Annotated in this window: 13 protein-coding genes and 4 pseudogenes; 9 read left to right on the forward strand and 8 right to left on the reverse strand. The window is 69.6% G+C overall.

The features are described 5' to 3' along the window. Positions 1-103: 103 nt before the first annotated feature. The gene (locus AC08OU_RS13810) at positions 104-460 is read right to left on the reverse strand and encodes a hypothetical protein (RefSeq protein WP_476605063.1); all 357 of its coding nucleotides are present in this window, start codon (positions 458-460) and stop codon (positions 104-106) included. A gap of 419 nt (positions 461-879) precedes the next feature. On the opposite strand from AC08OU_RS13810, the gene AC08OU_RS13815 reads away from it, so the two are divergent. Continuing rightward, the gene (locus AC08OU_RS13815; RefSeq protein WP_476605064.1) at positions 880-1,488 is read left to right on the forward strand and encodes an RNA polymerase sigma factor; all 609 of its coding nucleotides are present in this window, start codon (positions 880-882) and stop codon (positions 1,486-1,488) included. After that, a complete protein-coding gene (locus AC08OU_RS13820; RefSeq protein ID WP_476605065.1) occupies positions 1,485-2,477 on the forward strand; it encodes a hypothetical protein in 993 nt (330 codons plus the stop codon). Before AC08OU_RS13815 ends, AC08OU_RS13820 begins: the two co-directional genes overlap by 4 nt. Positions 2,478-2,785: 308 nt before the next feature. On the opposite strand, the gene AC08OU_RS13825 is transcribed toward AC08OU_RS13820, so the two are convergent. Further along, positions 2,786-4,462 (reverse strand): ROK family protein, encoded by a 1,677-nt coding sequence (locus AC08OU_RS13825; protein WP_476605066.1) that lies wholly within the window; start codon positions 4,460-4,462, stop codon positions 2,786-2,788. Between the two features lie 356 nt (positions 4,463-4,818). Between AC08OU_RS13825 and AC08OU_RS13830 the strand changes: the two genes are divergently transcribed. Next, complete coding sequence (locus tag AC08OU_RS13830; protein ID WP_476605067.1) at positions 4,819-5,292, forward strand: hypothetical protein; 474 nt, start codon at positions 4,819-4,821, stop codon at positions 5,290-5,292. Positions 5,293-5,349: 57 nt separating this feature from the next. Here AC08OU_RS13830 and AC08OU_RS13835 read toward each other — a convergent pair whose 3' ends face one another. The 6 genes and pseudogenes from AC08OU_RS13835 to AC08OU_RS13860 form a co-directional block, all read right to left on the reverse strand. Continuing rightward, positions 5,350-6,189, reverse strand: a complete 840-nt coding sequence (locus tag AC08OU_RS13835) for a VOC family protein (RefSeq protein WP_476605068.1) — start codon at positions 6,187-6,189, stop codon at positions 5,350-5,352. 204 nt (positions 6,190-6,393) lie between these two features. Continuing rightward, positions 6,394-7,341 carry a prolyl aminopeptidase gene (pip, locus tag AC08OU_RS13840; protein ID WP_476605075.1) on the reverse strand — a complete coding sequence of 316 codons (948 nt, stop codon included), beginning with the start codon at positions 7,339-7,341 and terminating at the stop codon, positions 6,394-6,396. A gap of 290 nt (positions 7,342-7,631) precedes the next feature. Next, positions 7,632-7,925: pseudogene (locus tag AC08OU_RS13845) on the reverse strand (WD40 repeat domain-containing protein); the annotation flags it as partial. 300 nt (positions 7,926-8,225) lie between these two features. After that, the gene (locus AC08OU_RS13850) at positions 8,226-8,792 is read right to left on the reverse strand and encodes an RICIN domain-containing protein (RefSeq protein ID WP_476605069.1); all 567 of its coding nucleotides are present in this window, start codon (positions 8,790-8,792) and stop codon (positions 8,226-8,228) included. Positions 8,793-8,975: 183 nt separating this feature from the next. After that, the gene (locus tag AC08OU_RS13855; protein ID WP_476605070.1) at positions 8,976-9,608 is read right to left on the reverse strand and encodes an ISL3 family transposase; all 633 of its coding nucleotides are present in this window, start codon (positions 9,606-9,608) and stop codon (positions 8,976-8,978) included. Positions 9,609-9,675: 67 nt separating this feature from the next. After that, positions 9,676-10,350, reverse strand: a pseudogene (locus AC08OU_RS13860) (ISL3 family transposase); the annotation flags it as partial. Here AC08OU_RS13860 and AC08OU_RS13865 point away from each other — a divergent pair. From AC08OU_RS13865 to AC08OU_RS13890, 6 genes and pseudogenes are all read left to right on the forward strand, one after another. Continuing rightward, positions 10,282-10,443 carry a hypothetical protein gene (locus tag AC08OU_RS13865; RefSeq protein WP_476605071.1) on the forward strand — a complete coding sequence of 54 codons (162 nt, stop codon included), beginning with the start codon at positions 10,282-10,284 and terminating at the stop codon, positions 10,441-10,443. The pseudogene AC08OU_RS13860 and the gene AC08OU_RS13865 sit on opposite strands and share 69 nt — an antisense overlap. A 141-nt stretch (positions 10,444-10,584) precedes the next feature. After that, complete coding sequence (locus AC08OU_RS13870; RefSeq protein ID WP_476605072.1) at positions 10,585-11,310, forward strand: DUF6431 domain-containing protein; 726 nt, start codon at positions 10,585-10,587, stop codon at positions 11,308-11,310. Positions 11,311-11,549: 239 nt separating this feature from the next. Further along, positions 11,550-11,846, forward strand: a pseudogene (locus tag AC08OU_RS13875) (transposase); the annotation flags it as partial. A gap of 85 nt (positions 11,847-11,931) precedes the next feature. Further along, complete coding sequence (locus AC08OU_RS13880; protein WP_476605073.1) at positions 11,932-13,392, forward strand: IS701 family transposase; 1,461 nt, start codon at positions 11,932-11,934, stop codon at positions 13,390-13,392. 111 nt (positions 13,393-13,503) lie between these two features. Continuing rightward, on the forward strand, positions 13,504-13,653 hold the full coding sequence (locus AC08OU_RS13885) for a hypothetical protein (RefSeq protein ID WP_476605074.1): 150 nt from the start codon (positions 13,504-13,506) through the stop codon (positions 13,651-13,653). Between the two features lie 693 nt (positions 13,654-14,346). Further along, positions 14,347-15,210: pseudogene (locus AC08OU_RS13890) on the forward strand (hypothetical protein); the annotation flags it as partial.

Below are 15,210 nucleotides of genomic sequence, written 5' to 3' on the forward strand. Positions count from 1 at the left end.
AGGACTGGATGAAGATCAACTCGATGAATTGGAGCAGCGAGTCGCGAGATTGCTCGGACGGCCGTGGCACAAGGGTGAGGGTCGGCCTCGGGAGCCTGTTGCCTCACGTCTCTCGTCGGCGGGCCCGCCGGCCGCCGACCGGCAGAGCCTCGTGCGGCACGAGGTGGGGCGGACCGTAGTCCCACCGAACCCGGATCGGTTGCGGAGACAGAATTCTCAGGGGGTACTTCAATTGGGTGTTCCAGTGCTGCGCAACGCTCGCCGCCAGGAACGCCGTCGCGCGGTCCATGGGCGTGGCACCGCCCACCGCTCCGGCCACGGATCGCGACCGGCGCAGCAGCAGCACCAGCACGCGGAAGACACCAGCGAGGGCCAACAACAGCGCCAGGTCGAACGCGGCGATGTTCGCCTTGCCGACCTGGCCGTCGAACGATCCCGAGTGCACCTGCGTGCCCACCACCCGGCACCGGCGAGGGCCAGCCCGGCAGCCGATGTTCCGAGCGCGATGAGCAACCGCCGCCCCCGGCGTCGATCCACAATGCCCCCAAGGACGTCTGCCTGCTCCGCATGCCTGCGCAGACGGCTCCCGCCGACCGGTACCACCGACCGGTACCGCCGACCGCGACAAGACTGTCAGACGTCTCTGCGCCGGGGGCGCATTCGCAGTAGCGCCTGCGGGGCTCCTCCCGGGGACTGTTCCCCGTACAGTCTGCGCCTCGCGCGCTCTCTACGGCCTCGGCGACATGAGGACCGGCCGGCATCTGGGGCTGGTCCCTTCATCCGCTTTGGTCGCTGGGGAGGAGTTCGCGCCGCTGTGAAACGCTCGCTGATCGCCTGGACATGTGGGTCGTGTGAGGCTTCCCCACTGAGAGGAGGACCGTGAGCGCAGCGGAAGACCGGTTCGCAAGGCTTTTCGAGGAGAGTCATCTGCCCTTGCTGGCCTATGCCGTCCGTCGCGTCGCCGACCCTTCGGACGCTGCCGACGTGGTGGCCGAGACATTCCTGGTGGCCTGGCGCCGACTCGACGAGGTTCCGGGCGACGGTCAGGCACGGCCGTGGTTGTTCGGTGTCGCCCGCCGTGTACTGGCCAACCATCACCGCGGCGAACGCCGGCGGCACGCGTTGGCGGACCGTCTGCGCGGGGCTCTGGCCGACGTCGCGGCGGCTCCCGTCCCCGAGGAGGTGACGACTGTGGAGGTTGCCCTGCGGCAGCTGGCGGAGGACGACCAGGAGTTGCTTCGCCTGGTGGCGTGGGAGCAGTTGGCGCGCGATGAGATCGCGGCAGTGCTGGGGGTGTCTCGTGCGACCGTCCGGGTGCGACTGCACCGCGCGCGGCGCCGGCTCAGCCAGGCGATGGAAACCCTGACCTCAGAGATCCACCGCGAGAGCGACTCGGGACTGGTGAGGCCTACGGCGCCGACCGGACCCGTCCCGAACGGATGGGCCAAGACCCGCGAGTGTCGTCCCGGCGTGGAGGAGGGCTCATGACGAGGAAAGACCCACTCGATCAACTGCGAAACGCGAACCCCGTGTCGCACGACGCGCTCTGCCGCGTCGACCGATCGGCGCTGGACGCCATACAGCAAGGAATCACGAGGACGAATCCGAGGCCACCGGCCACCTCGACGTCACCACGCCGGCGCAGCCGCCGGGGGCTCGCCACCGCCGCGCTCGCCCTGACACTGCTCGGCGGAGGCGCCGCGTACGCGGCCTACGAGCACTGGAGTCCCACCGGCCGTACGGACGGGCTGACCTGCATCGCCCGCTGGGTCGACCCGATCACGGACAATCGGCAGCAGACGTCCGGCGGCCCAGAACTGACCGGAGACCCTGTTAGCGACTGCCAGTGGTACCAACAGCAGACCGGGCTGCCGCCGATTGAGGATCCGGTGGCCTTCCGCTACAACGGCATCCTGTTCGTAGCTCCGCGCGGGCAAGTGCCGGGCGGCGCAACCGTCCTGCCTGCTGCGACACCTGACGACAGCGCGGCCCGAGAGCTGCAAGCGACCTTGGACGACGTCGTCGACGGCATGTCCTCCCGGTGCTACACCGAGGCCGAGGCGACCGCCTTCGCACGCCACGAACTCGACCGGCTCGGGCTGCGCTGGCGCACCAGGGTTCACCGCCTCACCGACACGACGCCCAAGCCGTGGCCGCCCTGCTCGTACGCCCAGGCCGACCCCGACGGCGCAGCCGTCAACATCTACCCCAATCGCCAGTCCGATCCAGCCGAGCCCCCCGAACCAGGGATAGCCACGACCATCGCCAACATACGAGACACACTCCGAACCCAGGTCGCGGATCGATGCACCAGCCTGGCGCAGGCCACCGCAATCGCCAAGCGGGCACTGGACAACCAGCACGACTGGCCGGTCACCGCAGTGCCCGACAGCACAGCCACCTGCACCCGAGTCGACATGGAGATCGGCGGCAGCATCCACGTAACCCTGCGCGGGCCCTCGATCGCCACGCGATAAGAGGTTCCCCAGATAGGGGGTGCGGGGTCGGGCGGGTTCCGGCACCCGGTGGGCAAGGCGGAGGAGGAGCCCGTGGCGGAGCCACGGGCGACGACGACAACACCGCCCACCGGGATGCCGGGGCCCGCCCGGCCCGCACCCCCCTATCCGCGGAACCTCTAAAGGCCCACACGCACCACGGGCGCGGGCAACTGACGCCGGGCCAGGGCCCAGGATCTGCCGAGATGTCGAGGGCATCACCGAGCGGATCCACACCCTGCCGCACCGCGCTGCATGCCGAAGGGCTGCGCCAGGCGGTGGTGGGTGAGTCAGCGTGTGCCTCTCGTCTCCTTCCGGCGGTCCAGGTACCGCACCGCCAGCTCAGTCGCGGCCTTCGCCGCCGTCAGCGCCAACGGCCCGCCGATCGCGCCGCCCACCACCGCCGCCATCGGCGCCGAGAAGCGGTTGGACGGCGTGTTGTCCTGCAGCCAGCCCGACCGCCCGGAGTTCGCTGGTGGGCGGCATCCGTCGATGCCGAACAGGTGGTCGACGAACTCGATGAACACCCGCACGCCCGCCGCACGCGCCTGGCTCTCGGCGAGCTGGTCGGCGTTCCAGACGTGCGGCGCCAGCAGCGTCAGCCCGCCGCTCCTGCCGGACTCGTTGTCGGACTCGTTGTCGGACTCGTCGAAGACGTCGCCCAGTCCCTGCTCGGCAAGTTCCTCGAGCACACCGAGGAGGTACTGGCCTCCGACCGTCCGCTCGCCATCCTCGTCCGGCCGGAACACCGGCGGCAGGACGAAGAGCAGCTGTGCCGGGTCCGCGATGTTCACCACTGCCGCCAGCCCGCCCCCGAGGGCACGCCCGGCGAGGTAGAACTTCTCGGCGGCCGCAAGGCTCTCCTTGTCGAGCGGGCGGCGCGCCACGGCGAGCAGCTGCTCCGGCGTCAGCTGCGCGCCGTCCGGCCCCAGTTCCAGGCGTAGCCGGGCGGGTGTCGCGAAGACGTCGACGTGGTCGGTGCACCGGCACCAGCACTCGTTAGCGAGCTTGTCGTCGGCGAAACCATCCGGTCGTGGCACCCTGATGTGCCCCACCTCGCCGGCCAGCCCGCGGCCGCCGCGGTGCACGCGGCCGTCGATCGCCACCGCCGAGCCGACCCCGCCGTCCCCCACGAGCACGAGACAAAAGTCCCGGTGCAGCAGCCGGTTCGCATAGGTCTCGCGGACGGCGAGCGCGTTCGCGTCGTTCTCCACGACCACCGGGCAGCCGAGCGTGTCGAAGAGTTGCTGGCCGAGATCCAACTCGGCCCAGAGCCGTCCTGCCTCGGGCGAGCCATCCCCGGCCGCGCGCCCCTTCCGGAGCGGCGCCACGGAGCCCGCAACGACCAAGACGCGCCCCTGGTGAACTGGCCGGTCTATGACGACACCGACGCCGAGCATCCGCACCATCCCGTCGCGGTCGTACGAACGGACCGCCTCGTGGCCGCCCAGTTCTGCGACCGCCCGATCGATCGCCACCACCAGCGCGGCGACCGGATCCTTCGTCGCGGCTGCCTTCTCCACCGGCACAGGACAATTGGCCCGCTCGACTCCGGCCAGAGTTACCGCCACCGCTCGGACCTCGCGCGGGAGGCCGGTGTCGAAACCGACGTGGACACCGACGGAGTACCATCCCGGTCCGGCGAGCTGGAGCGGCAGGACGGGCCGGCCCCTGTCGTCCCGGCGTGGCAGATCCTCAACGAGCAGTCCTTCGCGCATGAGCACGGTCGCCGCCTTGCTCACGCTGCCCTCGGACAACGTGGCGGGGTTCGCCAGCATCCGCCCCTCGGCGATCTCGACGCGCGAGGCCACGGGAGGCGTGTTCACCGCCACCCGCGACAGCACCTCCCCCAGCAGCGACCGGCTGACGCCGTTCGACACCGGCGCGCCGTCCGGCCCCTCCCGCGTGGTCAGTCGCCCGGCGATGTCGTCGAACCTCCCATGCCGGTCGGTCACCTTGCGCTCCATCTGGGTAACATTTATTCTCTCATCCAAGAAAGTCCTTTGGTGTAGCAAGCCCCATGTTAGCTGAAGGTCTTGTCAGCCCAACGGGATGCAAGGCCGCTGCTGAAGGGGGTCAGCATGACCTGGGCATGGCGGCCCGCACACTCGGCAAGCCGGCGGGCTCGATGTCGCAGCGGCAGACCGGCCTGAACACCGAGGCGCGGACCCAGAGATGGCGCCGTACGTCGAGGCCGGACCCCGGCGCACCGGTCGGGAGGTCGGCTTCGTCGTCGAGAACCTGATGGCGAAGCACGCCGCCCTCCATCACAGCGACGTCGCCGAGGCCCTCCAGATCAACGGAATAGGACCCAGGAGGAGTTATGGATCCGATCGAGATGCTGGCCCGGGAGCTCATCGAGACGGGCGCCGAGGCGCTGGCCGGCTACGTGACCGAGGAGGCGCGCCGAAAGGCCGCCCGCGAACTGGCCAAGGAGATCATCGCCCGGAGGGCAGTGGGCCAGACGTCGCATCAGATCATCGCGGCGACGTCGCACAAGACGGCCACCACTGTGGCCCGGGGCCAGGCTGCGTCCAGGGCCATCACCAGGGGCGCCGGCCTGTTCGTCGACCCGGCGATCAACATCGGCAAGCTGGCGTTGGACGACGAGGAGCACACCGTCGAGGAGTACGCCTGGGCTGGCGGCAAGGGCCTGGCCACCGGCGGCGCCGGCATGCTCGCCGGCGCCGCAGCAGGCGCCCTCCTGTTCGGACCGTTCGGGATCTTCGTAGCCGCGCTGGCAGCGAGCACAGCCGTCGGCAAGGGCGTCGACTACCTGCAGCAGGAGATTGCCTAGGAGGTTCCGCCAGCGCGATCCGACCTGGCGCAGGCCGCGACCGGTTCATGCCGGCGATCAGCCGTTCGGGGGGACGAACTGGCTGGCGGTGAACCGCACGCCGTCCGGGTCGGCGATGACCGCCATGCGGACCCAGGTGGCGTCGAACGGCGGCGCGATCACGCGAGCGCCCAGCTCGACCGCACGCGCCGCAATCGCGTCCGCGTCGTCGACGCCGAAGATCACGTTCCAGTGGGGCGCGGCCGTGTCGGTGATCGCACTGATGCTCGCGACCACCTCCCAGAAGCGGTCGGGCGCCCCCATCTCCTTCATGCTCTGCCGCATTCCCGGCGTGCGCCGCTCCAGGAACTCGCCGTACGCCGGCAATGCCCAGGCGAAGCCGTCACCGACCGGGATCCGCTCCCAGCCGAACACCGCCCCGTAGAACTGTTCAGCGGCCTCCGGGTCACGCGTGTGCAGTTCGTTGAAGTTCAGGGAGCCCGGCTCGTTGACCATCGTCGCGCCGCGATGGCGGCGTGCCTGCCAGACGCAGAACTGGGCGCCCTCGGTGTCTGCGAACACGGCCATTCGGCCGGCCTCAGCGACGTCCACGGGCTCCATGACCACGCTGCCACCGGCCGCGCCGACCAGCTTGGCGGTCTCGTCGGCGTCCTGCACCCAGACGTAGGTGTTCCAGGCGGAGCTGGGCGGGGCGCCATCGGGCTGGGATCCGATCCCGGCGACGTCACGCCCGCCCAGGCGAGCCGTGAAGTAGTGGCCCGGCACCTCCGGCGGGGAGACGTCCTCGACCTGCCAGCCGAACAGGCCGCAGTAGAAGGCGACGGCGGTCTCGGGATCGCTGCGGTTGGTGTCGATCCAGCACGGAACTCCGGGGATGTAGCGGTCCTGCTCGGCCATGATGCCTCCTGTGTGGTGGACGGGACGTGCAGCAAGCTACGACCCATGCCGGTCAGGATCTGTCCTCTTGCATCAGCCGCTGCCACGACAGTCAGATCGTCCGCGGCGGTCCACCGAACTGACCGCGCCGAGGTGCACTCCTGCGGACTTCGACGCGACTCGTCCGAACCGGGCCCGGACAGTGCGCTCGCGCCTTCTTGCGTTTCAGCGGATCTGACGCAGGTCGTCGAGTGTGGTCACGATGGCCTGGGACATGCTGTCGCCGCCGTGCCCGGCGTCGTCCAGGACGACGAGCCGGCTGGCGGGCCAGGCGCGATGCAGGTCCCAGGCGGTGTCCAGCGGTCCGGACACGTCGTAGCGGCCGTGGATGAGGGTCGCAGGGATGTGCGCGATCCGGTGCAGATTCGCGGCAATCTGCCCGTCTTCCAGAAAGCTGTCGTTGCTCCAGTAGTGCGTGACCAGGCGCGCGAACACCTGCTGGAAGGTGTCGTCCCGGATGCTCAGATGCGGCTGGGCGCCGGGTGCCAGGGACATGTGGGCGTCCTCCCAACGGCACCACTGCCGAGCCGCACGGCGATGGACCGACGGGTCCGGGTCGGCCAACAGGCGAGCGTACGCGGCGCACAGATCGCCGTCTCGCTCGGCTTCGGGGACGCCTGCGGCGAAGGCGTCCCACTCCCGGGGGAAGACCCGCCGCATGCCGCGAGTGATCCACTCGGTCTCCAGACGCCGACCCGACGTCACCGCGGCCAGCACCATCGCGATGACCCGGTCGGGATGCTGCTGCGCGTACGCCAGGGCAAGGGTGACTCCCCAGGAACCACCGGTCACTACCCACCGCTGGATCCCGAGGTGCTCGCGCAGCATCTCGATGTCACGCACCAAGTGCCCCGTGGTGTTGCCGGACAGGTCAGCACCGGGACGGTCGGCCAGCGGCCGGCTCCGGCCGCAGCCTCGTTGATCGAACAGGACCGCGCGGTAGGCGGCCGGGTCGTAGTTGCGTCGGGACCGCGCCGTGGCGCCGCCGCCCGGACCGCCATGCAGGTGCACGACGGGCAAGCCGTCGTCGCGGCCAACCGTCTCCCAGTACAGGGAATGCCCTTCCCCGACGTCGAGCATGCCACTCGCAGCTGGCTCGATCTCTGGATACATGCCGGTCACCGGACGAGGGTATCCACCGGGTCATCGCAACGTCACCGAACAACGATCCCGGCGCGCGCGACCCGACGACGACCCGTCAGCCACGACGAACCGCGAGAGAATCGAAAGTGAGGCGCTCCATGAGTTCGTGGGCCGCGGCGGGGCCGCAGCGGCTGCTGAACGCGGCGGTCTGGGATGCCGACGCGGTCCGGGATGACCTGCGCGAGTAGGTGGTCGAGCAGCTCGGCGACCCGGACGCGGTCGATTGGCCCGCATGATCCACAGCGCGTCAGCCGGATGGTGCCGTCACCGTGGGCGGTGACGAGGGTTTCATCGGGACCGAATTTGGCTTGTTCGACGAAAGCCCCGTGGCCGCGGAGTGAAACGAGTTCCTCTCCGTTGGCGGTGTCCCATATTCGCGCGCTGCCGTCATGTCCGGCGCTGACGATCTGCCTGCCATCGGGACGGAATGCCACGCTCCACACCGGTCCGCGGTGTCCGCGGAGGATTCGGGGCTGCCCGTTCCCGTTCCTGTTCCAGATGCGGATGTTGCCGTCGTCGCCGCCGGTGGCGATCGTCCGGCCGTCAGGTGAGAACGTGACGCTCTACGGCACTGACCGATCGGCCGACACCAGCATCGGAGGCATCAACGCAGTCTTGGGCCTGCACTGGGGCTGCGACAGCTGCGGCGTGTCGGTGACGTGATGGGGACCCCGCCCGCTCGCCTAGTCGCCACGGTGGCCCTCGCCGTTCTCGCCGTCGAGCCTGGCGACCGCCCGTCGAGCACGCGGATAATGCTTCGACACCAAGCGCAGTGAAGCGAATCCGCTCGAGTGGGCAAGGGTGGCCCCACCCGTACAAGGATGGGGCCACCCCATGAACGGAGCTGCTACCGCTCAGGGATAGAGGAACGACCACTTCTGCTGGTTGCTGTTGTTGCAGGTCCACAGTTGTACCGTGGCGCCGTTGTGGTTCTCCCAGATGTTGGTGTCGAGGCACTTGTTGCTGACGGCGGACCAGATGCCGTCGCCGACGATCTTCCAGCGCTGCTGCGGCTGGTTATTGCACTCCCACATCTGCACCTTGCCGCCGTCGTTGAAGATCGTCTGCGTCGCGGCGTCCAGGCACTTGTTGTTGGCCTGATTGCGGATCTCCCAGTTTCCGTCCCTCATCAACTCCCACTGCCAGCGCATGTTGTCCTCGGGTTTGCAGGACCAGACCTGGACGCGACCGCCGTTCATGCCCAGCTGGCCGGTGTCTGCGTCGAGGCAGGACTGTGTGAAGTACCAGCTGCGCAGACCAAGGTTCCGGTAGATCGGGTCGGCCGACGCGCTGGACGGCGCGACCACTCCGAGGATCGCGACCAAGAGCGCGCCGACGAGGCCCGCGGTCGCGAGCGGAGCGCCGACAAGCAGTGCGCGCCGCCGTGAACGAGTCGATCGGAGCCGCCGTGTCCAGTTCATGATCCTGTCCTCCAGGTCGTGGCGATCAGAAGTCGACACCGTAGGTTTCGCCGATTGACGCCCGATGGAGCTTCGATGGAGGGCGGGCGGCGCGTCTCGCGCTCGAGGCGATCGAGCCGTGAGTCCAGTCGCTGTCAATGGCCACTTCAAAGGGCCCTGTCGCTGATCTTGTGGTCCGGGTGGTCAGGTCGGGTGGATGACGCGCTTGCGCAGTAGGTCGAGGTTGGCGCGTCCGTACATTTGCCGTTTGATCATTTTGATCTTGTTGACGGTGCCTTCGACCGGGCCGGAGTTGTAGGGCAGGGTCAGCCCCGCGGTGACGGCGTCGAGGTCGGTGCGGAGGCCGGTGGCGAACCGGGTCAGCGGGGTGAGGGTGTCGGCTTCCACCGCGGCGATCCAGGCGCCCAGGCGGTGGCCCTCGAGCTTGGTCAGCATGGTGGCGAAGTCGTTCACGTGGCCGACGAGCCGGTCCAGTTCGCCGCTGCGGGCCAGCACGGTCTTGAGCGCGGTCTGGTCGTCCGGGTCGAGCCGGTCGGGCCGGGTCATGATCCACCGGGTGACGTCGCGAACGGTCGGCGGCACCGGCCCTGGCGGTGGGGCGGGACGACCGTCGCGGAAGCGGCGCACGTAGCGGCGGACGGTCTGCTCGGACCCGGCGTACCCCAAGTCGGTGATCTCGATGGTGAGCCGGGCGGCGTCGGTGAGGCCGGCGTTCCACCGGGTGTGCAGGTGTTCCTTGAACGGGTCGATCTTGCTGGCGCGGTCGGTCTTGACCAGCAGTTCCTCGACGCCGCTGGCGTTCGCGAACCGCCGCACCGTGTGCGGGTCCAGTCCCAGTCTGCGCGCGACCTGCGCGCGGGAGGCTCCGTGCGTCAGCGACCTGTACCGCGTCCGGTGCGCCGGTGCGGGCTGCCTCGGCGTAGGCGCCGGCCCGGTCCCGGCAGATCACCTCCACGCCGGAATGCTCCCGCAACCAGTCCCGCAACGGCTCGCTGTCACGCCCAGGCAACACATCCACCGGTCTACGACCCTCGATGTCCACGATCCCGGTGCCGTAGACGTGACCGCGACGCACCGCGAAATCGTCCACCCCCAGCACCGGGATCGGCCCCACCGGCGGCTCCGGGACGGCACGCACCCGCCGCAGCAGCGTGTCCCGGCCAGCCGGCACACCCAACCGGACCGCGAGCCGGGACCCGGCCCGCCCCGCCAGCGCCATCCCGATCGAGGCCACCACCTGCTCCGCTGCAGGAGTGAACCGGGCATGCGGACTGGTCAACCCCGGCACCTGCTCCGCGAACGTGACCACCGCACAGTCAGGCCGCTGGCACCGGAACCGCCGCACCAGCAGATCCAGCACCACCGCGGCCCCCGCGATCGCCGCATCCACCAGCCGCCGCCGATACCGCCCATGCACCCGCCCCGAGACCGTCGAGCACCGCGGACAGGCGACCTGCTCCGCACGTGTTGGACCCCGCTGAGGATGCCGATGAAGGCGTCGTTCAGCGTGCCGACGCCTTCGGGGTCCGTGATCGTGGTTCGGCTTCTTGGTCGGCACCGTCGGCGTGCCGATCTGGCCTGCTGTGACGGGGATCTGCTGTTCGCGGGCTTGGCGAACACGCAGCAGGCGTTCATGTCGTCGGCGTGGTGACGGCGACGACAGGGCGGATCGGGTGTCGCTGGGGTCGGTTGCGTGCGATGAGGCCGGGGCGCAAGGCTGCAACCCGAGTTGGCCCCTTCTGGTGCGCGGCCGTTCCGCGACAGTCTGAGCGAGTGTCTGGAGCAGAGCGCTGTGATGATCGTGGTCGACCCGGCGGCTGCCCTCGCGGCGGTGCGTGCGGGGACCGTGTCCTGCCCGCAGGGTGGCTGCGAGGGGACGCTGCGGGTCTGGTCGAAGGCGCGGGCACGTCAGGTGCGGATGGGCGGTGGTGAACGCGTCCAGGTGCGCCCGGACCGGGCCCGGTGCCGCGTGTGTGGTGTCACCCAGGTCCTCCTGCCGGCCGGATACCTGCCGCGACGTGCGTACGGTGTCGAGGTCATCGGCGCGGCCCTGACCGCGGCCGCTGAAGGATCCGGATACCGTTGTGTCGCAGCAGGTATCGGCGTCCCGGTCAGTACCGTCCGGGCCTGGATCCGATCCGTCGCCCGCAGCGTCGAGAACCTGACCGACACCGCCGTGACGGTCCTGCGGTCCCTCGGCGCGGACACCGGCCTCTGCTGGACGAGCGGACCGGCCCCTGTCCATCCGGTCCCTCCGGTCCGGGCCGCGCTCCAGGCCCTCGGGGCCGCCGCCGGCGCCCACGCACAGGCCGCTGCCGCTTCGCCTCGGTTCTGGCCCGGCGCGCTCACCGGGATCGACTACCTCGCGCTGCTGGCCGCCCGACAGCGCCAGGAGCTGCACCGCCGGCTGCGCCTGAGCGACCCCACCGACGCCGCCGCCACCGCCACCGCCCGGCCCTGGCACCAGGTCACCATGATCACCAGCGGCCGCCTGCTCACTTCCACGCGCTCAGGCTGAGATCCGCGCCACCTTCTGGGCCCCCTCCATGCCCAGATCCGGACCACGTACCCCCGGACACGCCGGATTGTCAGCGACAACCGCTCGACGCCCATCGGCACCGTCACCGCGCCGACCACGCCGCCACCATGCCGACGAAACCGGGAATCCAGGACCGGAAGCCTGGTCACCCCGTCGGCATCCTCAACGACGCCCTCATCGGCATCTTGAACGACGGGCAACAGGCGGTCCCGGTCGCACGAGTGCTGGCGGACAAGGCCTACTCGCATCCGTCCACCCGCCGCGCCCTACGAGCCCGACGGATCAAGGCCACCATCCCCGAACGACGAGACCAGCAAGAACACCGCCGAGCCAGAGGATCCCGAGGCGGCAGACCACCCGCCTTCGACGCCGACCGCTACCGCGACCGCAACGTCGTCGAACGCTGCTTCAACCGGCTGAAACAGTTCCGCGGCCTCGCCACCCGCTACGCCAAAAGAGCCGCCTACTACCGCTCCGAAATCCTCATCGCCTGCATCGTCCTCCACCTCAAATGAAGATCCGCAGGACACGTCCTAGTAGTACTTGATTACGTCGGCGTGTCGATTGTTTGTGATCATGGACTGTGTTTGAGTCATGGTCATGGATGCCGGTGAGCTGCAACGGGTCCGGGGCGAATTGGAGTCTTTCGCTGCGGAGATGTTCGTGGGCTTCGCTCGCTCGGATCAGCGGGCGACGGGGCTGACGTATCTGCGTGGGTTGATGTTGGACGGGCAGCGCAAGTCGATGCAGCCGATGGCGGCGCGGCTGGGGACGGATCATCAACGTCTGCAGCAGTTCCTGACGTCCTCGACGTGGGATTACACGGCTGTCCGGCGGCGGTTGGCGCAGCGGGCTCTGCAGGTGGTCGGCCCGGACGGCCCGGATGTGTGGATCGTGGACGACACCGGTTTCCCCAAGGACGGCAAGGCCTCGCCGGGGGTGGCCCGGCAGTATTCCGGCACGCTGGGCAAGGTCGCGAACTGTCAGATCGCGGTCAGCCTGCATGCCGCCACGGACAAGGCCTCGGCGGTGTTGGACTGGCGGTTGTTCCTGCCTCCGTCCTGGGACGAGACCACGGTCCCCGACGCGCAGGGCAGGGCCGTGAACCCTCACCTGGCCAGCCAGTCCCAGCGCTGGGGCAGCGTCACCACGCTGGGGGTGGCCGGGGAACCGAAGGTGAAGCTGCGCAAGCCACCACCCACGCCCGCGCAGATCGCCGCCCGCCGGGCAGCGTCGAAGATCCCCGATCAGGTGCGCTACGCCCCGAAGTGGCAGCTCGCGCTGGACATGATCGACGAACTCGCGTCCTGGGGCCACACACCCTCCGATCACGGCGATCACAGGGCCGTGCCTCAGGTGCTGGTGGCTGACGCCGGCTACGGGCAGGTCGGCGCGTTCCGGGCGGGACTCAGCCAGCGAGGCATCCGCTACGTGGTGGCCGTCGTCTCCACCACCACCGTCCACTGCGCGGCCGCGGTCCCGGAACCGGTGCCCTACGCCGGAGTCGGCAAGCATCCCCGACCCCGCTACCGCCAGGACCCCGTCAGCGTGAAGACGCTCGCCACCACACCAGATCCCGCCGCCCATCCCGCCGCCCTTCCCGCCGCCCATCCCGCCCGCCGGCAGGTCCGCTGGCGCGAAGCCGCACGCTCCGTTCCAGGCAAGCGGGTCTGGATGAGCGGCTGGTTCACCGCCACCGGTGTCCGTCCTGCCGGGCGAGGGGTGAAACACGACGACGACGGCGCCTACCCCCAGGCGTGGCTGCTGACCCAATGGCCCAGCCAGGACGCCACCGAACCCAGCGACTACTGGCTCTGCGACCTCCCAGCCGAGACCACCCTGGACGACCTCGTCGCCCTCGCCAAGGCCCGCTGGCGCATCGAACACGACTACCGCGAACTCAAGACCGCCCTCGCCCTCGGCCTCGACCACTTCGAAGGCCGCTCCTGGAACGGCTGGCACCGCCACGTCACCCTCGTCACCGCCGCCCACCTCTTCCTCACCACCCAACGCCTGCAACGACCCGACACGGGAAAAGCATTGGGGCAGAACCGAACCTGACCACCTACGCCGTCGCCCGCGAACTACAGCAGCTACTCGCGACCTGGCTCGGAAACTGCCCCACCTGCCACCAGACCGTCCCACCATGAACAACCTAATCAAGTACTACTAGTGGCCGACGGCTTCTGTTCGTACCTGGGTGACGTGACCGTTCCCGACGTGCCGTTCTACGCGGTCGAGGTTTCGCATCGCGGCGAAACCACGACCTCTCGCGCTGAGCTCGACAAGAAGGGCAACAGCGTCTCGCTCATTCTGGGCTAGCGCTTGCACACCGGGCGGCGTCCCCTCGGGGCTGGTTGGGAACGCCGCCCGTGGTGTAGCGCGCTGGTGCGGTCATGGGGACGGAAGGTAACGAACGCCCCTCCCTCGCACCATCGGGCCGCCAGTCGCGCGCAGACGTACGGCTGGCGGTGGCGTTGACGCGCTGGTCTATCGGACAGGTCAGGCGGCAGCGATCTTCACGACCGAGGCGGGGTGGGCGAAGCCGAACCCGACGCGCATGGTGGCCTTCACACAGCCGGGGGCGCTGCCGCTTCCGATGTGGCCGGCTGTGCTGCGCTCCCACCCACATGATCGCGACCGCGAGCAGGGCGAAACCGGCGGACGCGCCGCACGCGGCCCGCCACCGGCCCACCTCGCGAAAACGCCTCACCCCGGCGTGTATCGGTTCGCGAACAGCCCTGCATGTTTCGCCTGAACGGAGGACGCGTGCGGGCTACCGCAGGCCGCGCCGCTGTCCATATGCCGCTGCTCGGCCGGTTTGGCCCGGGTGGGTCGCGTGCTCGGGTTACGCCGTTGGTGTTGCGCCGTTCGTGTGACGTGGTGACGGAGATCTTGGTGGGGGTGGGATTGCTGCCTAGGCTCCGCCTCCCTGGTCACCGTTGCGGGAGGCAACTCGTGTTCACCGGCTCTGTTGTGCCTCGTCTGGCCTCTTCACGGGTCGCGCGATGGACCGTGATGACCGTGTCGACGGTGCTGGTGGCGTCTCTGGCGCAGGCGTCGCCGGCGCAGGCCGCGCAGGATCCGGCGACTCCCGCCGTTCCGCCGGCTGCGGCGGCTGCCGCTGCTGGGAAGGAGACGTCGTCGCGGCCGGATCTGTTGTCGGCGCGGGTGACGGCGCGGGCCACCGGGAGCCGGGTTGAGGTGGAGGGCCTGCGGTCGGAGATGTCGACGACGTGGGTGAATCCGGATGGCACGGAGACGGTGGAAGCCCACTCGGGGCAGATCCGGTTTAAGGACTCCCAGGGCGCGTGGCAGGACGTGGATCTGACGCTGGACCAGGCGGCGGACGGGTCGGTCGCGGTGCGCAAGCATCCGTTGGGGCTGCGGTTCGCCGGCCCGTCGAGCACCTCCGAATCGGATGAGGTCACCGCCTCTGAGGGGGCTTCCGCGGGTGGGTCGCGGTCGGTGACGGTGGCGTGGCCGGGGCGGTTACCCAAGCCGACCGCGTCCGGTTCGGATGTCCTGTACACCGATGTGGCGCCCGGGCTGGACATGCGGATGCGGGTGCAGCGCAGCGGCTTCGAGCAGTTCCTGGTCCTGAAGGACCGCCCGGCCGGAGCGGTGTCGTGGACGATCCCGTTGAAGACCAAGGGCTTGACCGCAGCGTCGGCCAAGGACGGCGGCATCGACTTCACCGACGCCAAGGGGAAAGTGGTGTCGCGGATCCTGCCGGCATCGGCATGGGACGCCGCAACGTATCCCGGCACCGACATGCCGCTCAGCACCTCCCCAGTGACGCTGGCTGTGAAGCAGGTCAGCGGCGGCCGGGCACTGTTGACGATCACTCCGGACGCGGACTGGTTGGCGGATCCGGCC

It is taken from the genome of Frankia sp. CcMO1 (assembly GCF_977945845.1).